The sequence below is a fragment of the Marinicellulosiphila megalodicopiae genome (assembly GCF_045862395.1).
In the GTDB taxonomy this organism is placed as follows: Bacteria; Pseudomonadota; Gammaproteobacteria; order Pseudomonadales; family Natronospirillaceae; genus Marinicellulosiphila; species Marinicellulosiphila megalodicopiae.
Map to the genome: position 1 here is coordinate 1,150,040 of NZ_AP023087.1, position 22,415 is coordinate 1,172,454.

Annotated in this window: 24 protein-coding genes and 1 pseudogene; 10 read left to right on the forward strand and 15 right to left on the reverse strand. The window is 36.5% G+C overall.

Going from position 1 to position 22,415, the window contains the following annotated elements:
- Positions 1 to 116: 116 nt before the first annotated feature.
- Both TYM08_RS04900 and rsgA read right to left on the reverse strand, forming a co-directional pair.
- On the reverse strand, positions 117 to 584 hold the full coding sequence (locus tag TYM08_RS04900) for a hypothetical protein (RefSeq protein ID WP_422381853.1): 468 nt from the start codon (positions 582 to 584) through the stop codon (positions 117 to 119).
- The gene (gene rsgA / locus TYM08_RS04905) at positions 581 to 1,618 is read right to left on the reverse strand and encodes a small ribosomal subunit biogenesis GTPase RsgA (protein WP_422381854.1); all 1,038 of its coding nucleotides are present in this window, start codon (positions 1,616 to 1,618) and stop codon (positions 581 to 583) included. Before rsgA ends, TYM08_RS04900 begins: the two co-directional genes overlap by 4 nt.
- A gap of 50 nt (positions 1,619 to 1,668) precedes the next feature.
- Between rsgA and orn the strand changes: the two genes are divergently transcribed.
- Positions 1,669 to 2,211: an oligoribonuclease gene (gene orn / locus TYM08_RS04910; RefSeq protein ID WP_422381855.1), complete on the forward strand. Its 543-nt coding sequence runs from the start codon at positions 1,669 to 1,671 to the stop codon at positions 2,209 to 2,211.
- A gap of 216 nt (positions 2,212 to 2,427) precedes the next feature.
- A complete protein-coding gene (locus TYM08_RS04915; RefSeq protein ID WP_422381856.1) occupies positions 2,428 to 3,171 on the forward strand; it encodes a substrate-binding periplasmic protein in 744 nt (247 codons plus the stop codon).
- Positions 3,172 to 3,174: 3 nt separating this feature from the next.
- Here TYM08_RS04915 and TYM08_RS04920 read toward each other — a convergent pair whose 3' ends face one another.
- Positions 3,175 to 3,600, reverse strand: coding sequence for a divergent PAP2 family protein (locus tag TYM08_RS04920; RefSeq protein ID WP_422381857.1), 426 nt, complete (start codon positions 3,598 to 3,600; stop codon positions 3,175 to 3,177).
- Complete coding sequence (locus tag TYM08_RS04925) at positions 3,601 to 4,497, reverse strand: decaprenyl-phosphate phosphoribosyltransferase (protein ID WP_422381858.1); 897 nt, start codon at positions 4,495 to 4,497, stop codon at positions 3,601 to 3,603.
- 20 nt (positions 4,498 to 4,517) lie between these two features.
- Here TYM08_RS04925 and TYM08_RS04930 point away from each other — a divergent pair, with 20 nt between their 5' ends.
- From TYM08_RS04930 to TYM08_RS04945, 4 genes are read left to right on the forward strand one after another with little or no spacing between them, the layout of a single operon-like run.
- Entirely contained in the window at positions 4,518 to 4,934 is a 417-nt protein-coding gene (locus tag TYM08_RS04930; protein WP_422381859.1) for a GtrA family protein, read from the forward strand.
- Positions 4,924 to 6,246 carry an FAD-binding oxidoreductase gene (locus tag TYM08_RS04935; RefSeq protein ID WP_422381860.1) on the forward strand — a complete coding sequence of 441 codons (1,323 nt, stop codon included), beginning with the start codon at positions 4,924 to 4,926 and terminating at the stop codon, positions 6,244 to 6,246. The genes TYM08_RS04930 and TYM08_RS04935 overlap by 11 nt, the downstream gene beginning before the upstream one ends.
- On the forward strand, positions 6,243 to 6,983 hold the full coding sequence (locus TYM08_RS04940) for an SDR family oxidoreductase (RefSeq protein ID WP_422381861.1): 741 nt from the start codon (positions 6,243 to 6,245) through the stop codon (positions 6,981 to 6,983). Before TYM08_RS04935 ends, TYM08_RS04940 begins: the two co-directional genes overlap by 4 nt.
- Before the next feature lie 23 nt (positions 6,984 to 7,006).
- The gene (locus TYM08_RS04945; protein ID WP_422381862.1) at positions 7,007 to 8,797 is read left to right on the forward strand and encodes a glycosyltransferase family 39 protein; all 1,791 of its coding nucleotides are present in this window, start codon (positions 7,007 to 7,009) and stop codon (positions 8,795 to 8,797) included.
- 85 nt (positions 8,798 to 8,882) lie between these two features.
- Here TYM08_RS04945 and hisF read toward each other — a convergent pair whose 3' ends face one another.
- From hisF to bfr (TYM08_RS04965), 4 genes are all read right to left on the reverse strand, one after another.
- On the reverse strand, positions 8,883 to 9,644 hold the full coding sequence (gene hisF / locus TYM08_RS04950) for an imidazole glycerol phosphate synthase subunit HisF (RefSeq protein WP_422381863.1): 762 nt from the start codon (positions 9,642 to 9,644) through the stop codon (positions 8,883 to 8,885).
- Positions 9,645 to 9,646: 2 nt separating this feature from the next.
- Positions 9,647 to 10,297 carry an imidazole glycerol phosphate synthase subunit HisH gene (gene hisH / locus TYM08_RS04955; protein WP_422381864.1) on the reverse strand — a complete coding sequence of 217 codons (651 nt, stop codon included), beginning with the start codon at positions 10,295 to 10,297 and terminating at the stop codon, positions 9,647 to 9,649.
- Positions 10,298 to 10,485: 188 nt separating this feature from the next.
- Complete coding sequence (hisB, locus tag TYM08_RS04960) at positions 10,486 to 11,076, reverse strand: imidazoleglycerol-phosphate dehydratase HisB (protein WP_422381865.1); 591 nt, start codon at positions 11,074 to 11,076, stop codon at positions 10,486 to 10,488.
- A gap of 196 nt (positions 11,077 to 11,272) precedes the next feature.
- Positions 11,273 to 11,743 carry a bacterioferritin gene (gene bfr / locus TYM08_RS04965; protein ID WP_422381866.1) on the reverse strand — a complete coding sequence of 157 codons (471 nt, stop codon included), beginning with the start codon at positions 11,741 to 11,743 and terminating at the stop codon, positions 11,273 to 11,275.
- A gap of 308 nt (positions 11,744 to 12,051) precedes the next feature.
- Here bfr (TYM08_RS04965) and bfr (TYM08_RS04970) point away from each other — a divergent pair, with 308 nt between their 5' ends.
- Together bfr (TYM08_RS04970) and TYM08_RS04975 are read left to right on the forward strand one after the other, a co-directional pair.
- The gene (gene bfr / locus TYM08_RS04970) at positions 12,052 to 12,519 is read left to right on the forward strand and encodes a bacterioferritin (protein WP_422381867.1); all 468 of its coding nucleotides are present in this window, start codon (positions 12,052 to 12,054) and stop codon (positions 12,517 to 12,519) included.
- A gap of 177 nt (positions 12,520 to 12,696) precedes the next feature.
- Positions 12,697 to 12,906, forward strand: coding sequence for a bacterioferritin-associated ferredoxin (locus tag TYM08_RS04975; RefSeq protein WP_422381868.1), 210 nt, complete (start codon positions 12,697 to 12,699; stop codon positions 12,904 to 12,906).
- Between the two features lie 9 nt (positions 12,907 to 12,915).
- Here TYM08_RS04975 and TYM08_RS04980 read toward each other — a convergent pair whose 3' ends face one another.
- From TYM08_RS04980 to TYM08_RS05000, 5 genes are all read right to left on the reverse strand, one after another.
- Entirely contained in the window at positions 12,916 to 13,335 is a 420-nt protein-coding gene (locus tag TYM08_RS04980; protein ID WP_422381869.1) for a bleomycin resistance protein, read from the reverse strand.
- Positions 13,336 to 13,428: 93 nt separating this feature from the next.
- The gene (eno, locus tag TYM08_RS04985; RefSeq protein WP_422381870.1) at positions 13,429 to 14,730 is read right to left on the reverse strand and encodes a phosphopyruvate hydratase; all 1,302 of its coding nucleotides are present in this window, start codon (positions 14,728 to 14,730) and stop codon (positions 13,429 to 13,431) included.
- A gap of 280 nt (positions 14,731 to 15,010) precedes the next feature.
- Positions 15,011 to 15,514, reverse strand: coding sequence for a DUF2867 domain-containing protein (locus tag TYM08_RS04990; RefSeq protein WP_422381871.1), 504 nt, complete (start codon positions 15,512 to 15,514; stop codon positions 15,011 to 15,013).
- A 28-nt stretch (positions 15,515 to 15,542) separates the two neighbouring features.
- Positions 15,543 to 16,073: a DUF1439 domain-containing protein gene (locus TYM08_RS04995; RefSeq protein ID WP_422381872.1), complete on the reverse strand. Its 531-nt coding sequence runs from the start codon at positions 16,071 to 16,073 to the stop codon at positions 15,543 to 15,545.
- Between the two features lie 191 nt (positions 16,074 to 16,264).
- A complete protein-coding gene (locus tag TYM08_RS05000) occupies positions 16,265 to 17,080 on the reverse strand; it encodes an SDR family oxidoreductase (protein ID WP_422381873.1) in 816 nt (271 codons plus the stop codon).
- A gap of 315 nt (positions 17,081 to 17,395) precedes the next feature.
- Here TYM08_RS05000 and TYM08_RS05005 point away from each other — a divergent pair.
- A pseudogene (locus TYM08_RS05005) lies at positions 17,396 to 17,497 on the forward strand (group II intron maturase-specific domain-containing protein); the annotation flags it as partial.
- Between the two features lie 272 nt (positions 17,498 to 17,769).
- On the opposite strand, the gene TYM08_RS05010 reads toward TYM08_RS05005, so the two are convergent.
- Complete coding sequence (locus tag TYM08_RS05010; RefSeq protein WP_422381874.1) at positions 17,770 to 18,450, reverse strand: hypothetical protein; 681 nt, start codon at positions 18,448 to 18,450, stop codon at positions 17,770 to 17,772.
- A gap of 2,002 nt (positions 18,451 to 20,452) precedes the next feature.
- On the opposite strand from TYM08_RS05010, the gene ltrA reads away from it, so the two are divergent.
- The gene (gene ltrA, locus TYM08_RS05015; protein WP_422381875.1) at positions 20,453 to 21,802 is read left to right on the forward strand and encodes a group II intron reverse transcriptase/maturase; all 1,350 of its coding nucleotides are present in this window, start codon (positions 20,453 to 20,455) and stop codon (positions 21,800 to 21,802) included.
- A 75-nt stretch (positions 21,803 to 21,877) separates the two neighbouring features.
- Here the strand turns inward: ltrA and TYM08_RS05020 are convergent, their stop codons facing one another.
- A complete protein-coding gene (locus TYM08_RS05020; protein ID WP_422381876.1) occupies positions 21,878 to 22,402 on the reverse strand; it encodes a hypothetical protein in 525 nt (174 codons plus the stop codon).
- Positions 22,403 to 22,415 lie beyond the last annotated feature (13 nt).

A 22,415-nucleotide genomic window follows, 5' to 3' on the forward strand; every position in this document is an offset into this window, starting at 1 on the left:
ATGCTGGTTATTTAATGCGCAACTATGTAACTATTAAGTGAATTCCATGTTTTCAAAGGATGCATTATTACGAAGTTAAGTAATTGTTTGAGAAAAACTTTTTTCTGAATCAGGCATTAAACCATCAAAGTTTTAAATTCTATAGACGGTTTTGCCATAACCCTTAAGTGTTTGTAGCTGTCTTGGATGGTTTGATTTTGAGCTCTGTCATCATTGCTATAAAAACCAGTTGCATGATCTTTATTATGTTGGATCAATACAATTTGTGTGTCTGCATAAAGGTAATTACGCTCAGGTTCGATTCGTAGTATCTCATCGCTAACTTGTAGAATTTGTATTTGTGACAATCGTTTTGCAAGTTTGAAAAATTCAGATGATTTTGAAAATTGACTGTCAAATTGAATCACTTCTAACTGGGCGTGTTTATAACTTCTAATAAAGGTTTTAATGGCGCTGATGACTTTGTCATCAGACCAAATGCTGTTGTCAATTCTTCTGACGTAAACATGGACATTTCTTCGTGCATTTAAAAAAACCTGTTCAAGAGCGTCGATCATTTCTTTTGGGTTTTCAAATTTTGTCATCTCATTTCCACTTCATTTAAGGAGTTGCGGATAGTAGTAAATGAATCAAAGCGTCGTTGGGATATATGTCCGTTTTCTAATGCTTTGGTTACCGCGCATCCGGGTTCAGTTTTATGTTTACAGTCTCTGAATTTACAAGAAAATCCAGCATGACTCAACTCCGAAAATGCCTCAATTAAAGTGTCTTCATCTACATGCCATAAACCAAATTCACGCACACCTGGGCTGTCTATCAAGTCACAACCATTTTCGCCATGATATAAACGTGCAGTGGTGGTGGTGTGTTTTCCTTTGCCAGTTGCTAGGCTCACTTCATTGGTTTTGGCGTTTACATCTTCAAATAATGCGTTAATAAGTGAGGACTTACCTACCGCAGACTGCCCTACAAATATACTGATTTTGTTTTGAGCCAGTTCAGTTATTTGTTCAATAGACTTTTCATCGTGACTTGAAAGGGTTAAACATTGAAACCCTAGTTTTTCGTATTCTTTCAATCCGTCAATTAAAGGATGATCAGGTGTGAGTAGATCTTGTTTGTTTAATACAATGATCGGTTTAATGTTACAGGCGTAAGCGGCAACCAAATAACGATCAATCAGATTCAGGGGAGTATTAGGACTAGGGGCAGCAATAATGAAAATTTGGTCAATATTGGAAGCAACGGGTTTCATTTGCCCGCGAACATCTGGACGAGATAATAGCGAGCGTCGATCGCAAACTGCCACAATCACACCTTCTTCATCGGCGCACATATGCCAAATCACTTCATCGCCGGTAATCAAAGCTGGCACATTGGCGCGTTTATAGCAGCGGTAGACTTGGCCTTTGTAGGGGCCATCGGTGGCTTCAACATCTAATGTGACGCCAAAGTGAGTGATAATTAAACCCGTGTATGCAGGGCCTGCTTCGCCTTCTAGCTTTTCATCTGCTTTAATGTTTCGTTTAGTTTCGCGCTTTTGTTTGAGCGCCATAATCGAATCAATACGTTTTTGCTGCTGGCCGGTTAGCCTTCTTTTTGCCATTGGTTTTGTCATTTGTATTAAGAACCAGCTATCATACCTAAAACAATCAAAGAGTGGCACAAATGGATAAGAAATCGAATTTAATTTGGTTAGATTTAGAAATGACCGGATTAGACCCAGAGTCCCAACGCATCATTGAAATAGCAACGGTTGTGACGGATAAAGATTTAAATGTTTTGGCTCATGGGCCTAATATTGTCATCAATCAGCCCAAAGCGCTAATGGATGCCATGGATGACTGGTGTACCAACCAGCATGGTGGGTCTGGTTTAACGCAAAAAGTATTAGATAGTGATATCACCACTGTACAAGCTGAACAGTTATCGTTGGATTTTATTGCGAAATACGTCGAGGCAGGCGCTTCGCCTATGTGTGGTAACTCAATCGGTCAAGATCGACGATTTTTAGTCAAGTATATGCCGACCTTTGAAGCGTATTTTCATTATCGTAATTTAGATGTGTCAACATTAAAGGAGTTGGCGCGTAGATGGAAGCCTGAAGTATTAGAATTGGTGGTTAAAAAAGGATCGCACTTGGCCTTAGATGATACGTTAGATTCGATCGATGAGTTAAAAGTGTATCGTGAACATTTGATGAAACTGTAATACATATTATTGAAAGTGGAATTTACGACTATACTTGTTTGACGCATCCCTTTAACTGTTAGGTAATTGTTAACCCTGTTCTATTATCGAACGCTCAATATTGTTTTTTGAAGGTTAGGTTTACTTTGAATACACTGAAAACCATAAATTATCCTGGTTTTCAGTGATGGTTATACAGCACAGCAGTTTATTGATAACTTAACTTTTGAGTATCCTATGACGTGTTATATTAAATCATTTTTAGTGTTGATGCTGATCGTTTCACTTAATGCTTTTAGTGAACAATCCACAGAAGCAAGTAAGTTATATATAACCAATGGAATGGGAGATAACCACATTTACGCCAATGTTGGGCGTGCTATTTTAGTTCGCTGTTATAATCGAATCGGCATCAATATTGAAATAGTGGATGTTCCCATGGATAGAATGCTTAAAACTGTGTTAGATGATAAAGCCGATGCCGCTTTATTTTCAAATTTTACCACGGCTCAAGAGTACAGTGAGTCGTTAGAATTGATTAATGTACCTCTGTTCAGTTTAAATATTATTGCGGCATATTTGGATGACTCTGTGAATATTTCATCAATTGATGATCTTAAAAATTACAGTACGGCAATTTTACAAGGCACTAAATCGTTTGAAAAAATATTAGAGTCAGTCGGAGCTGATTTTCAAACGGTTACAAATATTCAAAGTACCATCGATATGATGATCTATGGTCGGGTGGATTACTTTTTACATTCACAATATGAATTTGATTCAATTTTAAGGCGAATTCCTAAGGATATAGCACCAGATATCCATTTAACTGACCCAATATTATCGATCGATCTATACCATATAATCCATAAAAAACACGCCCATTTAGCCCCATTGATTGAGTCTGAATTATTGAGCATGCAAGCAAGTGGTGAAATGCAAAATATTATAGATGATGTGATTAAAAGCTATCAAAAATAGCTATCAAAAATAGTAATAAAAAATAGCAGTTGCCACTAAACAGCCAAATACCACACCCATTAAGATTTCAAATTTAGTATGACCTATGCGCTCCCGTAATGGTTTGATTTGCTCAAAATCTGTGTGCTTAACCAATTGATTTAATAACACCGATTGCTGTGCAATTTTCATGCGTAAACTGGACGCATCTAATAACACAATAAAACTCAATGTAATAGCGACGGCAAAGGCAGGGTGTTCTATGCCTTCTTTTAGTCCAATTAAGCAAGTTGTAGAACTGACAATCGCACTGTGGTTACTGGGCATGCCACCATAACCAATTAAATCAAAAGCAAAACGTTTTGCTCGAATACAGTTAATTAAAAATTTACTGACACCAGTAACAAACCAAGCAACGAATGGAACGAGTAAATAAGAATAATCCATCATTTAAACTGCCACTGATATAGCTGATGGCCATAGTGCCCACATGCTGACACCGATCCAGCATAAAATACATACTATTAATTGCCAATCTGAGTAAAGCGCATCCGTTGGTGATTCACCTTCTTCGTTGGCCTCCACAATAAACCAGTATCTAAATAAACCAAATAATACAAACGGAATCGTCAATACCATGTCTTCATGTTTATCCATAACGAATAAACTATAAAATAAAAGTGCTGCAGTGGCGGCCATTTCAGCATAGCGCTCTACTAAACTGACTGTGTAATGCTCTAAAACTTTACGACCTTGGTCTCCTGATAATTGTAATTCTTGGCGGCGTTTAACGGCAGCTAAAAATAACGCCAGAGACAGGGTAGTCACAAACATCCAAGAAGATAAATCTACATCTAATGCCTCAGCGCCTGCCCATGTTCGTAAAACAAACCCAATGGCAATAATAAAAATATCCACAACAGGCTGATGTTTGAGCACAAAAGAGTAAGCTAAATTGAGAACTAAATATCCAGCAATCACTAGAATACTTTGAGGGTGAAATACAAACCCTAGCCCTAAACATGCATATAAAACCACTAATAACATAATGCCTTGGGCAGGTTTGACTATGCCTTGAGCCAAAGGGCGTGTTTTGGATTTTTTGGGATGTTTTCGATCCGCTTCAATATCGTGTAAATCATTTAATATGTATGTGGCTGATGAGGCACAGCAAAATAAAATCATCACAATTAAGGACTGCGTCACACTATGAAAATCTAGAAATAATCCAGTAAACATCAGCGGAGCTAAAACAAATGTATTTTTAATCCATTGTTTAGGTCGCATTAATCGTAATAAACCCAGTACAACGGTTTTCTTGCTAGGGGTATCAGTGGTAAAGTGCATGTTTTTTTAGCCGTAGTTCTATGAAAAGTTCAGTAAAATACACTAAATTAGTGTTGTTTGCCATCATCGCGATAATCAGCAATCTACTTGGTCAAGAGCTAAGTTTAACTTTTTATTCACAGCAATATTCGATAATGTTGTCGATTTTTATCGGCACTGGAACGGGCTTAATAGTAAAATACTGGCTTGATAAAACATTTCTATTTTCCTATCAAACCACAAGCGTAAAGCACGAAGGTAAAACGTTTTTCTTGTACACATTAATGGGAATCGTCACAACGTGTATTTTTTGGTTAACCGAATTGAGTTTTGAATGGATCTTTCAAGATAAAACCATGCGATATATAGGCGCAGTTTTAGGGTTAACTTTAGGGTATTACATCAAATATATTCTTGATGGAAAATTTGTATTTGTAGAGCAAAAAAATGAACAATGACACTCAAATAAGCAAAATCCAAAGCTGGGGAAATTTTCCCCAGGTGCAGTCTAAGCAATCTTTTTCTCGTTATATTGAAGATGTAAGAGCACAATTACTTAAACCTGAATCGTTAATTGCTAGAGGTCAAGGCCGAAGTTATGGCGATAGCGCGCTTGCCCCGGATACATTAAACACAACGTTAATGAATCAATTTATTGATTTTGATTCCCAAGCGGGTGAGTTAACTTGTTTTGCTGGCACTACCCTTGAACAAATATTAACTAGCTTCACCCCAAAAGGCTGGACGTTATTAGTGACCCCTGGCACTAAATACATAACAGTTGCTGGTGCAATCGCAAGTGACGTGCATGGAAAAAACCATCATTTTAAAGGCTGTTTTAGCCAGTGCGTAAAATCCATTACATTAATGTTGGCAAGTGGTGAGTTAATTGATTGCTCAAGTACATTAAATGCCGATCTATTTAAAGCAACCTGCGCGGGTATGGGATTAACAGGTGTTATTGTTAAAGTTACCCTGCAATTAAAAGCGACTCAAACCAGTTATTTTTTACAAGACACCTATAAAGCCAATAACATCAAACACGCTTTAGAATTGTTTGAGCAAAATCAACATTGTGATTATCACGTTGCGTGGATAGATTGTTTGGCAACCGGTGATCAATTAGGTCGATCTGTAGTAATGACGGCAACAGATGCAAACCGACAAGAACTTAAAATACATAAACCAGCTAAATTGAATGTCCCATTTTTTATGCCAAATATCACCATGAATTCGTTATCAATTGGTGCATTTAATAAATTGTATTTCAACAAAGCCTCAAACACACAAAACGAATTAGTGCATTACGATAGTTTTTATTACCCGTTAGATGGCATATTAAATTGGAATCGTTTATACGGTAAAAACGGCTTTGTGCAGTATCAATTTGTAGTGCCAAAACAAAATGGCTTAGAAGCATTAACCTTAATACTAGAAAAAATCGCCGCCTCCAAACAAGGCTCGTGTTTAACGGTATTAAAAGAATTAGGTGAAGCGAATGAAAACTATTTATCGTTTCCCATGAAAGGCTACACGTTAGCCTTGGATTTTAAAGTGACTCCCAAAATTTGGGCGTTATTGGATGAACTTGATGAATTGGTTTTAAAATACGGCGGACGTTTGTATTTATGCAAAGACGCACGTATGAGTGAACAAACCTTTAAACAAAGCTACCCTCAGTGGACACAATTGCAAAACGTACGTAAAGAGTATGGCAGTTTGCATAAATTTAATTCAACACAATCGAATAGACTAGGATTACACCCATGAAAAATATCGTCATTATCGGTGCAACATCAGCAATGGCCCAAGAAGTCGCAAAACAATATGCCGATCAAAGCAACCGTTTATATTTAGTGGCTAGAAACGAAGAAAAATTAAAAGTCATCGCCCAAGATTGTCGTGTCAGAAGTGGCCAAATGGTTGATGAGTTTATTGCAGATTTAACCGACCGTACCCAAATTAATAAAATGTTTGAAGACATTCAAACAAAGCTTCCACATATTGATGTCATGTTAGTTGCCCACGGCACATTACCAGATCAAAAACAGTGCGAACAAAATGTTGATAAGGCATTAAGAGCGATTGCTGAAAATGGTCTAAGTGCAATTAATATTTTGACCATTGCAGCTAATATATTTGAATCACAAAAAAGAGGAACAATTGCTGTTATTTCATCTGTAGCAGGCATGCGTGGAAGACAGTCCAATTATGTTTATGGCAGCGCAAAATCGATGGTTAGCACGTTTGTACAAGGTTTGCGTAATCGTTTATGTAAAAGTCATGTTCATATTGTGGATATTAAACCAGGGTTTGTAGATACCCCAATGACAGCTCATATTACTAAAAAAGGCGCATTATGGGCCTCAAGTGAACAAGTTGGCACAATCATCATAAGCGCAATTGATAAGAAAAAGAACACAGTATTCGCCCCATTTTTTTGGCGATATATTATGCAGATTATTACGTCAATTCCGGAATCCATTTTCAAAAAACTTTCTCTCTAATTTAATTACAATAAAGGTTTGTTATGAATCCACATTTCACTAAATACGGTTATTGGTATTTAACCGGAATATTATTTTTATTACCTGCTAGCTGGTTAATGGCAACATTGGTTAATTCATTCCAAGATGTGAATGGTCGAATGTTGTTTACTCATGCGCCTTTTCTCAAAACTAGTTTTACGCATTTTAGTTACTTTATTATGCTCACAGTTTTGGTTGTGTTTTTTATTTTGAATCTTTTATATTTTCAAAAAAAACAGATAGATTTTTTTAGAATATTAAAAACCCACGCCCTTGAACTTTCCTTTTTATTATTGGCAACAGTATTAGTTTATTTTTCAGTAGAACAAGAGCTTCGAGTCTTTGCTGATGAATCAAATTTAGCTGCCATAGCTAAGTCAATGACATACGACAACACCGTGTATAATTCGACAATGGGTAATTATTATTATCAAGATTATCGCTCTTTTAGTAATGTCACACCTAAACGCCCTTTGATATTTCCAACGTTAGTCGCAGTATTACATACTATTTCTGGTTATCGAATTGCTAATATATTTATATTAAATTCAATGGTGTTATTTGCATTGTTGTCCATTATTTATTTTATGGTCAAAACCCGCTTTGGACTAATTGCTGCGATTTCATCGGTATTTTTAGTATTAGCGCAACCCGTTGTTTCCATCACGTCTTCTTCTGGTGGATTTGATATCCTATCCACTTTATTTGCATTATTAACCTGTATTGCATTTGCCCGTTACTACAAAGAGCAAGATGCATTTTCATTAAGCATCTTAATTGTAACGTTTATTATTTTTGCTAACATACGTTATGAATCATTAATGTACGGCGGGTTAATGCTTGTAATGTTGTTGGTATTTAAACGAGTAAACTGGCTTTCTATCAAACAAAATTTAATATTGGTAGGGCCGATTGTTTTATGGTTGTCACCTACAATATGGCAGCGAATACTGACAGCCGGCACTTATGAAAATCCAGATGATCGTGGTGTGTTAGCGTTAGATTCATTATTTATGGATCATGTGAGTGGGATGCTGAGTAGTCATTTACGCTTTGATTTCTTTTTACCTTATTCGCCGATATTAACTTTTATTAGTATTGCAGTAATAATATTTTGGGTAGGGTTCCTAGTTATTAAAAATCAAACGGATAAAGCTGTGTTAGATGTATTTAAATCACCTTTAACATGGTTTTTAGTGTTGTGTTTAATAATTAATCTAATTGTGTTTTTAATGCATCATAATGGCCGATTCGATCACCCAACTTCTTTTAGATTTTATTTGATATTTTCAATTGCAATGTCGTTAATTCCCATTACTTTGTTCTATTTTAAAAATAAAAACTTTCAATATTCGTTATTAGGATTAAGTGTTGTATTGTTTTTGGGTTATCACTCAGCTGCGATTACCGATCGAAGTACCAAAAGTTTAACGTCTGAGCGAATTGTGAATTTTGTGAATGAAATTATTGATGAACAACCTAATAATAACTATATGTTGGTGGTTGATATTCCAGGACGATTTACTCCTCAAGATATTGCTGTGGTAAGTTTAGGCCATGCTAAAAATAATCATCATAATTTACAAAGAAATTTAGACACTTATTTATATCAACGAACAATCGTATTTCAACGAGTAAATTTATCTACCAAAGAACCTATTGAAAGTGATCAATTACCTGAAGGTTATGTTTTACAAGAGTTAGATGGGCTTAAAATCTCTGGAGGAGAATATTTAAGAGCCTCCAAAATGTTAAGAACCCCAAAAATTGAAAAAGAAGAAAGTAGCAAGTAAATAAATAGGAATAAAAAATGCCCTTTAAAGTAAGGGCATTTTTTTGTCTAAAAAGAGTAAATGTAATTGATCAGATTGAATTAATTCACAATCGCATTTCAATGCCAGCATCTTGCATCGCAAGTTTGGCCTCTTCAATACTGTATTCACCAAAATGAAAAATACTGGCAGCTAATACTGCATCTGCGTGTCCTTCAAGTACACCATCAATTAAATGCTGTAAATTACCTACACCGCCTGATGCAATAACCGGAATATTCACTGCATCTGAAACCGCACGAGTTAACGCTAAATCAAAGCCTTTTTTAACGCCGTCTTGATCCATTGATGTTAATAGAATTTCACCTGCGCCATAGTTTTCCATTTTGATTGCCCATTCAATGGCATCAATACCTGTGTCGTTACGGCCACCGTGAGTAAATATGTCCCACTTGTTTTCGCCAACTTGCTTAGCGTCTATCGCCACAACAATACACTGGTTACCAAAACGCTCGGCTGCTTCTTTAACAAATTCAGGGCGTTTTACCGCAGCTGAATTAATACCCACTTTGTCAGCACCGGCTCTTAGCATTCTTTGAATGTCGTCTAATTCACGAATACCACCGCCAACCGTTAAAGGTATAAACACTTCAGCTGCCATTTTACGAACGGTGTCTTCCATCGTATCTCGGCCTTCATGTGTAGCAGTAATATCTAAAAACGTAATTTCGTCAGCGCCTTGTTCGTTATAGCGTTTGGCGACTTCAACAGGATCGCCCGCATCTTTAATATCTAAAAATTGCACGCCTTTTACAACGCGGCCATTATCAACATCTAAACAAGGAATTATTCGTTTTGCTAAACCCATGATTATACTTTCCCATTCCAGTTGACGAAATTTTTCAATAATTGCAAACCTGCATCGTGAGATTTTTCAGGATGAAACTGAGTGGCAAATACATTGTCCTTTGCAATCACAGCACAAAAATCTTCACCGTAAGTGGTTTGACCCATCAAGTATTGATTGTCTTTTAAATGAGCGTGATAAGTATGCACATAATAAAAACGCGTGTTGTCTTCAATGTTGTTCCACAACGGATGCTTTTGAGTTTGCTTAACTTGATTCCAACCCATGTGAGGAATTTTTAATGCACGACCCTCTACATCATTGCCTGCATCAAAATGCACAACATCGCCTTCAAACACACTCAAACAGTTCACACCGTTGTTTTCTTGAGAGTGATTTAATAACGCTTGCATGCCCACACAAATACCTAAAAATGGCGTGCCTTTTTTGATGACTTCGTGAACGATTTTATCAACATTAAATTTAATCATTTCGCCCATGCAATCGCGCATGGCGCCAACGCCCGGTAAAATAACATGGGTCGCATTTAAAATAGTGTCGTGATCATTAGTGATGATTAGCTTCGCATTAGGCGCGACTTTTTCAATGGCTTTGCCAACACTGTGCAAATTGCCCATTCCGTAATCGATCACTGCAACAGTGGTTTGATTCATATTAGTAATTCTCAATTAATATGGTATTGAATATTTAAGGATAGGTGTAATCATGTTTGAGATTGTTCAAACAATGACAGTATTTAATTTTATGTAAAACGACGCCTAATGCGCGGCATAAAAACGGGAGTTTACACTTGTAAATGACCGTTTTTATAACAAAGCAGAAGGAGGTGTTTTATATGAAATTATAGAGCGCCTTTTGTTGAGGGTAGAATACCTTGCATACGCTCATCAGGCGTTGCCGCCATACGCAGTGCGCGACCAAATGCTTTAAACACGGTTTCGATTTGGTGGTGAGCATTGTGCCCACGTAAATTATCGATGTGTAATGTTGCGCCTGCATGGTTCACAAACCCTTGGAAGAATTCATAAAACAATTCGCAATCAAACCCGCCAACCGCACCTTTAGTAAAAGGAATATGATATTCCAAACCAGGGCGACCAGAAAAATCAATCACAACTCTTGAAAGCGCTTCATCTAATGGTACATAAGCATGGCCATAACGCGTAATGCCGACTTTATCGCCTAAGGCTATTTTAAACGCTTGGCCGATGGTAATACCTAAGTCTTCAGCCGCGTGATGATCATCAATGTGGTGATCGCCATTGCAATCAAATGTAATATCAATCATACCGTGACGACAAATTTGGTCGATCATGTGCTCTAAAAACGGCATTTTAGAGGTGAAATCTTTTTTGCCTGTGCCATCTAAATTGATACTAACGCTAATTTGCGTTTCTGATGTATTGCGGGTGACTTGCGCAGTACGAGCCATAACGTGCTCCTAAAAAAAGGGAAAAGTGAGATAAATGATAATGGCGGCAATTATAACTGGTTTTGTGGGTAAATTTCACCCTTTCTTGCGTTTTGTCAGGTGATCGATAAATCTTGAATAATAGGGGAGGGGATGTGCTTTAAAATAGAGAAAAGCGCTTATTATAATTGCTTATAAAAGCGCTAAACAAATGAGGTTATTCGCCCATTTGAGATTGTAAGTAATTAGCTAACCCTGTTTTTTCAATTAATGATAAATGCGTTTCATAATCATCAATCAACTCTTCTTCATCTTCTAATAATTCTTCAAGTAAGTCTCTAGAAACATAATCTTGCAATTGTTCACACAATTTAATGCTTTCACGTAATGTGCTTACGCAATCCAGAGTTAAGGCTAAATCACACTGCAACATTTCTTGTGCATTTTCGCCTATTTTTAATTTACCTAAATCTTGTAAATTGGGAAGACCTTCTAAAAACAAAATGCGTTCAATTAATTTGTCAGAACGTTTCATCGCATCAATGGATACTTTGTAATCAAACTTATTTAACGCATGTAAGCCCCAGTTTTTGAACATACGAGCATGTAAAAACGTTTGGTTGATGGCAATTAATTCATTAGATAAAACTTGATTTAATGCAGCGAGTACTTGGGTGTCACCTTTCATTTTTGGCCCTATTTAGGATTGAAAATATTCAATAATCATAGTGGTTTTTCAAATTAGCGCAACCTTAATTACTTGTTATATATGATTGTTGGCAACTGTTGGTGCATATTGGAAATGATAACGATTTTTATTCCCTCAAAAGGTCAAAAGTTTAATGAATATTTAATGGAAAAAAACGTATTTATCCGCTAATGTGTTGATCAGAATTTAGTATTTCATGTAATTGATTTTTTATTTGTAATAAATGATTGATGTTGAAATAAATGATTGATGTTGAAATAAATTTTAAAAATTAAAGAGGCCTGATTATGAAAGGTAACCAAATTATTATCGACGAGTTAAACAATTTACTTGAAGGTGAATTAACAGCAGTGGATCAATATTTCATTCATTCACGTTTGTATGAAGATTGGGGGTTAAGTAAATTATACGAGCGCATCAATCATGAAATGGAAGATGAAAAACATCATGCCGACTTAATGATTAAGCGAATTTTGTTTTTAGAAGGGCATCCAGACTTAACCAAACGCTCGCCTTTAAATGTAGGCACTGACGTAAAAACCACGCTGGAAAATGATCTTCAACTTGAATACTCGGTAGTAAAAGAGTTAAAGCGTGTCATTGGCATTTGTGAAGAGCTGCAAGATTATCAAACACGCGACATGTTACGTCAACAGCTAGAAGATACCGAAGAAGATCATACTCACTGGTTAGAACAACAATTGCGCTTAATTAAGTTAATTGGCATTGAGAACTATATTCAATCTCAAATGTGAGTTTAACGGGAATTAAAGTCGTCGCTTAATGTGAGCGACCCTTGAAATATAAGGCCTGCAGAGATGTAGGCTTTTTTTTGCACAAAATATATTTAATTTATTTGATAATCGTTATCATTTGCATTACCATTACCATTAGTTTAAATGTGATGTTAAGTACTTTTTAAGTGAGATGTTATGTACGTATGTTTGTGTAAAGGGATTACTGACTCCCAAATCAAAAATGCCATAGACGATGGCGCAACCAGCTTGCGTGCCATTAGAAAAGAGCTAGGTGCCATGACACAGTGCGGAAAGTGCGCTTGCCTAACTAAAGAAATCCTTAAAGATCAGCTTGCCACCAATAAAATGATGACAGCTAATGATCTGTTTTATGCTGCGATATAACTGAGTTTCTTAAGCATTTTGCCCGCGAGCATCGCAACAAAAACGAAATAAATACCCATCAGGATCTTTCACAATAAACTGTTTTTGCACAGCCACTTGGTCATTACACTGGTATTCTTTAATTTCCATTTCTAAATAAATATCATCCTTAGCGTGTTCTAATACTCGCTGATACATCAAATCTATTTCATTTACGTCCCACTGAAAATTCACACCGCGTCCGTAAGGTTTTTCCATTTTGTCAGTCAGCCATCTGCGACCAACACCGTCTATGCCTTCTGCCATAATGTCCACGCCATCAAGGGTGAAGTAGGCAAATTGTTCTTCTATGCGTTCGTATTTTACGGTAAAGCCTAATACGTTCACGTAAAAGTGCTTGGTGATGTTTATGTCTGAGCAATACAGTTCAGGTACTAGCTTGAGTGACATATTTTATTCCTAATGTCATTATTGTTATTTTTTATTTGACCCATAAAAAAACCACTCAATAGAGTGGTTTTTTTTTAATCTAACTAACAGTAATTACTTACCGCAGTTGATTTCTTTTAAGCCGTTGTAGATTGCTTTTTCGCCTAATTCTTCTTCGATACGTAATAATTGGTTGTATTTAGCAACACGGTCAGAACGACATAAAGAACCTGTCTTAATTTGACCAGCAGCAGTACCAACCGCTAAATCTGCAATCGTTGCATCTTCAGTTTCGCCAGAACGGTGAGAAATGACAGCAGTGTAACCCGCATCTTTAGCCATTCTGATTGCAGCTAATGTTTCTGTTAAAGAACCGATTTGGTTGAATTTGATTAAGATAGAGTTAGCAATACCTTTATCGATGCCTTCTTTGAAGATCTTAGTGTTAGTAACGAATAAATCATCACCAACGATTTGGCATTTTTTGCCTAATAATTCAGTTTGGTATTTGAAACCATCCCAATCAGACTCGTCCAAACCATCTTCGATAGAAGCGATTGGGTAATCGTTGCAAAGCTCACCTAAGAAGTCAGAGAATTCGTTAGATGTGAATTTTTTGCCTTCGCCTTTAAGGTTGTAGATGCCGTCTTCATAGAATTCAGAAGCTGCGCAATCCATCGCTAACGTGATGTCTTTATCAAAACCTAATTCGTAACCCGCAGCCGCAACCGCTTCTTTAATTACAGCTAATGCTTCAGCGTTAGAACCTAAGTTAGGAGCGAAACCACCTTCATCACCCACTGCAGTGTTCATGCCTTTTGCAGACAATACTTTTTTAAGTGCGTGGAAAATTTCAGCGCCCATACGTAATGCTTCAGAGAAGTTTTTCGCGCCAACTGGTTGAACCATAAATTCTTGGATATCAACGTTGTTATCAGCGTGCTCGCCACCGTTGATGATGTTCATCATTGGTACTGGTAAGCTGTAAACACCAGGAGTGCCGTTTAAATCAGCGATGTGAACGTATAATTCAACACCTTTTGCAATGGCTGCTGCTTTAGCTACTGCTAAAGATACGGCTAAGATTGCGTTTGCGCCGAATTTATCTTTGTTTTCAGTGCCATCTAAATCGATCATGATTTGATCGACTTTAGCTTGATCTAATGCGTCTTGACCGATCAATGCTTCAGCAATTGGGCCGTTAACAGCAGCAACTGCTTTTAATACGCCTTTACCTAAGTAACGAGACTTGTCGCCGTCACGTAATTCTAATGCTTCACGTGAACCAGTAGATGCGCCAGAAGGAGCAGCAGCACGGCCTTTAGCGCCAGTGTCTAATGTTACGTCAGCTTCAACAGTTGGGTTGCCACGAGAATCCATGATTTCGCGAGCTATAATCTTTACAATTTTAGTCATAATTGACTCCTAAGTTGATTCAACGGCAAGTGCCGATAATAAATAAATGTAATAAAACTACCAAAATAAGCAGATATATAACTCAATTGTGTTGTTTAGTTACAAAAAACAATGGCGCGCATTATAGAGAAAATTGAGTTAAAAAGCGATGCTTTGGTCAAATTTTGTCTGTAGCATTAATAGGTAGGTGTGTGCGGCAAGGGCGAGTAAAACGGCATATAAATGAGGTGATGAGTAAAATAGCGATTTTGCTAGTGCGGGTTGTTGTTTACGACAACCATCACACTTGTAATTTAGCCTTCAATTTACGCACAATAATTTCATGAATGGGTCTAACAGGAATCATATAGACACGACCAAAAAAGTTTTTGTTTTTAACGCTTGTTGTAATGATCAATTTATTAGTTTTGGCATCTTTAGAGGTCGTTTGAATAGAAACGAGTACGCCTAAGTGTCGATCAACCGAAGTTAACACCAACTCGTCAGTCTCACTGTATTGCACATCAAAGAAATCTAACTTGTCACCAATATCAGGTTTGGTAGTGGGTCTTATTTTAGAAAATCCATTAATCTGTTTAACACCAAATACTCGACTGATTTTATCTCTGATGAAAAAAGACGTGCTAAGCCACTTAGGTGTATCGTCCGTCATTTTTGCAAACGCACTAATTGCATCGATTCCTATTTCAATATGACACGAGTCCTGATGATAGTAATCAAGCTCTGACTTAGGGGCAATCAAAGCAATGTGCGTGTCGTTCTCTCGAGTGAAATTCAGTGTCATGTATTCTTATCTCTATTTTTTTAAAATATTACAAACCCATATTCATGACAACAATTAACGCTTCATCGACAATAGCCACTGATTTGATGCTTGCTTTAGCAAATTTTTGTTTTTGATCCTTTTCATCTAAAGTAAATATCGGATTTTTTTTAAGGCTGCTTTTTACAACAACATGTAATAGTTTTTTAAATATTGGAATATGTTTGTCTTTTACATTATCCATTATTAATTCCTCTATCACAGTCTTTCGTAGATAAAATTCACCTTCATCATGATCGTAAAATAATTTTGCTGAAACTTTACTTTTACCTATGGCTTGAAATTTTTTAAATATCAAAGCATCAAAATCAACCCAAAATTCTATTTGATTTAACTGTCCATTTAATGCTAGTAAAGGGTTGTTAATAATGGCTTTGCCAATTAAATTAGATTTTTCGACAGGCATGGATTTCTCAATTTGAGTTTGAATTGTTTGCTGTTTAATAGTCAACATATAAGGCGCGCAGAACAAATTCGATGAGGTAACTAACAATATTATTAAAATTAAATAGTATTTCATAAATGGCCTTTGAATAGGAATTAAATAATATTGATGAATATACCATGTTTTAAAATATCTAAGCATAGGTAGTCAAATATAAAAGAAATTTAAAACACAATAATTGAGCCTGAGTTATTAAAAGTAGGGTGGATTTAATGCGAAAAAAAAGCTGGATTTCAATTAAAATCCAGCTTCCAAAATTAGTTGAATTAAATAGTAGCAGCTGTCATTTTAGCTTTGATTTTTTTACTCACTTTTTTAATCAATTTAAAATATAAAGCAGGAATAAAACGCTTAATTTTCCAAAGTGTTTTTTCCGTACTATGAGTGAATATATACAACTGTTTATTTTTAACTCCGTCAAATAATGCTTTTGCCACTTCAGGAGCTTTAATTTTAGACGATTCCATCATTGCATTCACTCGTTCGATACTGCTTTTTTCGGTCACTCGCATTGTCTTAGTTAAATCTGTTTTGAAAAAAGCAGGGCATAACACGCTGACATGCACATTATGGGTATCTAACTCAGCATACAACGTTTCGGACAATGCAATGACAGCCGCTTTAGATGTATTATAAGCGGCCATAGATGGTAGATGTAAAAAACCAGCCATTGAAGCGACATTGACAATAGTCCCTTTACTTTGTTTGAGCATTGGAATAAAAACATTACAGCCATTGGCGACACCCATAATATTAACATCTAATGTCCATTTAAAATCCTGAATCAACAGTTTATCCATGTCACCACTTGAGGCAACACCTGCGTTGTTTATCAGGCAATCAAGCCCATTCCAGCGAGAGTGAATTTCTTGGCTTGCTTTTAGCCATTGACTTTCACAAGTCACATTCAATTCTAAAAAGAAGCTGTTGTTATTAAATTCAGAATTAAGTTGCCCAACCAATGCCTCACCTTTGTCTTTTAAAATATCTGCTACACAAACTGACCAGCCTTGTTGGTTATAATATTTTGCGATTTCAGCGCCTAATCCACTTGCCGCCCCTGTGATTAAAACTCGTTTCATGGTGTCCCTTATTTTTTGATTATGAAAGCCTGAGATAATAAATACTTTTCTTTAAAATACAATACTTTAAAATAAAACACTTTAAAATATAACATTAACGTACTTTTTTGTTTTCATATTTAGATAACATAAAAGGAACAAAATAATTTAATGAATGCGAGTTTAATTAATTTAATGACACTCATATACTAAATTTAAGAATGATTTTTGAAGTGTCTTGTTAAAATAGTGTCTTGTTAAAATAGTGTCTTGTTAAAATAGTGTTTTGTTAAAATAGTGTTTTGTTAAAATAGTTGAGTATCTAAAACCAGCGAATATATTCGAGGATGGATAAATTATTTTGGCATCGTAAAATATTATCAACTGTACTGTGATCTACATAACTGGATACACGCAAGAGTGAGAATGACATATTGACGAAAGTGACGAAAACCACGAACCAAAGTCGGAAATTTAATGAAACCCTCTTTGTTTTTTAAGAAGGAAAATGATTATTTAAAGAAAGCGGGTGGTGGTGGGGGTAGTTTCACTGCGCAACGGATGGATGAAACTTCACCACACTAAATGAAACGCCCTGTGCAATATGCTCCTGCATTGCTCTATTTCCTAAATCCATTTAGTCGAGTGCAAAGCCGCATGAAGGGTGTTGTAGGGCTGAGAGTGAGAGACTCTCGGCTACCCGATTAGGTTTACAATCCAAATACACTATTTAAATCTTGCCCTTGCTTAAGTTTTTCTAAGTTCCCATATAAGCTTGATTTATCAATGCTATCAACTAAAACTCTAGAAGCTTGATAGCTGGCAAGAGAAAAGTCGAATCTATTATTTTTAACAGACTCGATGTCCTTTAAGGATAAATCTATATTTTCTAATAAATAAAGATTCCTGTAATCAACCAGTAACGCCACCCCTTCGTTAAACCAAATAGGGACATTTAAGAAATGATTTAACCAACCAACCCTATGATGCACTTCTGCGTGTGTATACTCATGCGCAATAACATCAATATTTTGCCCTTTATGGCCAATAACAATACATTGACCAAGTGGAGTCAGTAATGCTTTACCGTAAGCATTTGAACCAAAATCAGCTGCTTCACTTTCATTTGTAGTGATAACCACTTTAGGATTAGAGATCATTTTACCAAAAGTAGTGTTAACTCTAGATTTACCAAGAGTGATTGTAGAAAGTAAGGTTTCTTTCTGATCAAGATTAAATGAGCTGCTAACAAAAATATTAGGTGCGATCTCAGAATAATTAGAATATTCAATAAACTCACATGCCAATGCATGCCTTTGAGTGAGCCCCGTTAAAACCAAAATAGCTCCAAAACAGAGTATCGGTATTAAAGATAATTTCAATTTTGACACATAACCTCCAAGTAAAAATAACGAGACTGTAGAAAAAATAACTTTCTTCAACATTCATTTTTAATTTAATTAATTTCAAACAGTATATTCATTCTTTGGACATTTTAGAAATGTTAATTTCATAAAAATATTTGAATTGCGCAACACAAAGAAGGTGGAGTGTTTTGCGTCGGTTTTAATTAGTTTGTTATACGTTTTTCGACTTAAACTTCAATATTTTATTATATATTAAATGAAATAAAATTGAGAACACTAATAAAATGGAAAAGCCAATGGACGCAAAATACAAATACATTCCAGTGTAAAAATAGATATATGGTGGATCTAGTCCATAGATAGACATTAAATATTTACCTAAAAAATAGGATAACAATATGAGACATGCAGAAACAATATAAATTAGATATTTTCTCATTGGTGCCCCCAGACGTATAACGAGGCTGTAGAAAAATTAACTTTCTTCAACACTCATTTTTAATTTAATTAATTTCAAACAGTATATTCATTCTCAGAACATTTTAGAAACGTTAATTTCACAATAAAATACTTAGATTGATTATCGTCATTTTCTTGAAAATTCGACGCATTCAAAATAACCGCTCTGAAACCCAATGATATCAAGGCGTACTAAGGGATTGTAGGTTGAATGATTGATATCAACTCCATCAAACCATCATTTCTTGTTCTCGATATTTCCATCCAATTCTTTTTAGAGAGCTTCCAAATTATGAATCATACAAAACATTAACCACTGACCATTTACTTTCTTCAGGCCCACAAATTCAATTTAGCCAACTTTTATCACAAATTAATAAAATACGATGGAACAAGTCTTTCATACTCTCATAAATTAAGAGGCACTATCCCGCTATGAGAACTAACGAAATCGGCGATGGTTGTAAAATGCGGTTGTTTACCCGCTGCAAGTGCAATGAATTTTAAATCAGTCTTACACTTGCACAGGGATGTGAATGGTAGAGCTAAGTCTGGAACAATTACCCGAAACGCGTTCACGCACTTCATAAAAAGCCACGACTTGAAATCATGCCACGGTAATAGGCATAAAAAATAACGCGAAGTAATAATGCTGGGTGATAGGCTTTACGACCGACTTTACTATTTTTATATGTGTCTAGGAATGCGGTTAAATCAATTTCATTTTCTAGAAGCTGATAAAGAAAGTACTCAAATGTATCATCACCTAAAACTTCTAGATACCAAGAAAAATTAAAGAGAAATCGAAAAAGAGGGATTGCTGATTTTAAGGGGAGAGGAATTAGTAGGAATAAAATTAGACATAAAATCGTTAATAATCTGAATTATGTCTATTTTACTAAAAAACAACTATAAAATCAGTGGTTTTTTAATTTTTCTAAAGCCTGAACGCTCTAATAAGCCGCGCAAAAACGCGGAGCCTTCATTGTGTATAATTCGCGAAGCGAAACACAATGAAGGCGGAGTGTTTTGCGTCGGTTTTAATTTGTTTTGTGTACGCCCAGCATGGGCATAATCTTATGAGGTGAAAGTCCTCTGTAGGAAAATCACCGTCGAAATAACTGTGTTATTAGACGATAACTACTAGTGAATGGCAAGGGCTTAACCGCGAGGTTTGGTCTGAAGGAAGCCGGACGCAAAATTGCGAGCTGATGAACAAGAACATCATATTAGGCGTAGGCTGGAGGCGAGTTGGCACAAGGCGACGAAGCCACGTGATTTAACGGCCACCGTAAATGATGCAGCAGTGCAATGAAAGTTTATGCTCTTATCTGGGGAGATCTGTTTAACAAGCGATCAGTAATTTACCAGTAAGACTCTGGTCAATAAGTGTCTTGGCTTTTGGGTGTCATCAACCCAAAAGAGCGAACCGATGAAAACCGATAGCGTCTTTGGGAGCAATCTCAATGATGATTAAACAGAAGTCAGCAGACGGCATAGTAGCCAAACGCCCATCGTAATGGTTGGGACAAGGTGAAGGCCTGAACATTTAGTGAAAGGAGGAGCCTTGTCACACTTGAAACAACGAATGCCGAACGGCAGTGACGTGAATCAGCGTATTGATATGAAGCCAGCCTTTAGCAATAATTTATTCGAACAGATGATGCGCCCAGATAATTTACAACAAGCGTGGAAACAAGTTCGAGCCAACAAAGGCGCGCCAGGAATTGACGGCATGACTGTCGATGACTTTCCTGAGTGGGTGAAAACAAACGAATGGCAAAAGGTAAAAGCGCAACTCAATTCTGGTGCGTATCAACCCCAACCTGTTCGGCGTGTAGAAATTGAAAAACCCGATGGTGGCAAACGAATGCTTGGCATTCCAACTGTCATCGATCGAGTGATTCAACAAGCCCTCACCCAAGTGCTTACTCCCCTTTTTGATCCCGATTTTTCTGAAAACAGTTTTGGGTTCAGACCGAATCGAAGCGGTCAACAAGCGGTAAAACAAATACACCAGATCATTAAACAGAATCGGAAAATTTCCGTGGATGTTGATCTGTCAAAATTCTTTGATCGAGTGAATCATGATTTATTAATGTCGTTAATTGGACAAAAAGTTCAGGACAAACAAATAAAGAAATTGATCGCAAAATACTTACGAGCAGGTGCAATGGTTAACACTAACGCAAGCCAATCGTACTTCCAAGAAACTCGAGAAGGTGTACCACAAGGCGGCCCATTATCGCCATTGCTGGCAAACATCATGCTGGATCCATTGGACAAAGAACTCGAAAAACGTGGACACCAATTTTCCCGATATGCAGACGATTTTATGATCGTAATAAAAAGTCAGCGTGCAGGTGAACGAGTGTTAAGCAGTATCACAAAGTATTTGCAGAATCGTTTGAAGTTATCAATTAACCTCAAGAAAAGTCAGGTAGTTAATGTCAAAGACAGTCAGTTTTTAGGGTTTACCTTTAAGCGCGGACATATCAAATGGCACGAGAAAACTTTGCATAAATTTAAGCAAAGAATTCGAAGACTCACCAACCGAAATTGGGGTGTCAGTATGAGCTACCAACTTTTTAAAACCAGTCAATATATTCGAGGCTGGATAAATTATTTTGGCATCGCAAAATGTTATCAACTTTGCTGTGATCTAGATAACTGGATACGCAGAAGAGTGAGAATGGCATACTGGCGACAGTGGCGAAAACCACGAACCAAAGTAGGAAAGTTAATGAAATTGGGAGTTCATTATAAGATGGCTATTAATTGTGGGACAACCAGTAAAGGCCCATGGCGCAGTGCGAAAACGCTCGGAATTAATGAAGCATTATCAAATGATTATTTAAAGAAGGCGGGTTTGGTTTCACTACGCGATGGTTGGATTAAGGTTCATCACACTAAATGAAACGCCCTGTGCGGAGCCGCATGCAGGGTGTTGTGGGGGCTGAGAGTTAGAGACTCTTGGCTACCCGATTAGATTCTAAGACCAGAATTTCCACCAAGGTTTTTTCGGGGTTTCAACGGGTTTTGGAGTCTCTTGTAAAATTACTTCAACATGCCGAACCTTTTCTTGAGATTTGCTAGATACTACATCTAAGTGTTCATCTGAAAAGTCACCACTAAAGGCAACCAACATTTCTTCAAGTGTTTCAGATAACATTTCGTCTGGACCGTTAGTCGAAATATTACCTATCGGACTCCCTTCAATTTCAAGTTGCCAAATTATATTTGATTCCTTGGAGATAGTTGCAAGAATTTCAATTAAATAATCAATGTCTTTCATGACTTTAGGCGATTCTTCTGATGGATCGAGTTCATTTCCTTCATCATCAAATAAATGAAATAATTTTGATGATCCAGATAGATCTCCATCAGATTCAAATAATGCGAAGGGTTCTATATACCAATCATATGATGATTCAAGATCTTTTACACTGTCTGCAATCTGCTCAATAGTTTTGTTGTTCGGATTTTCTTCAATATTATAATATATTGCCACGCCCATAAACTTTACTCCT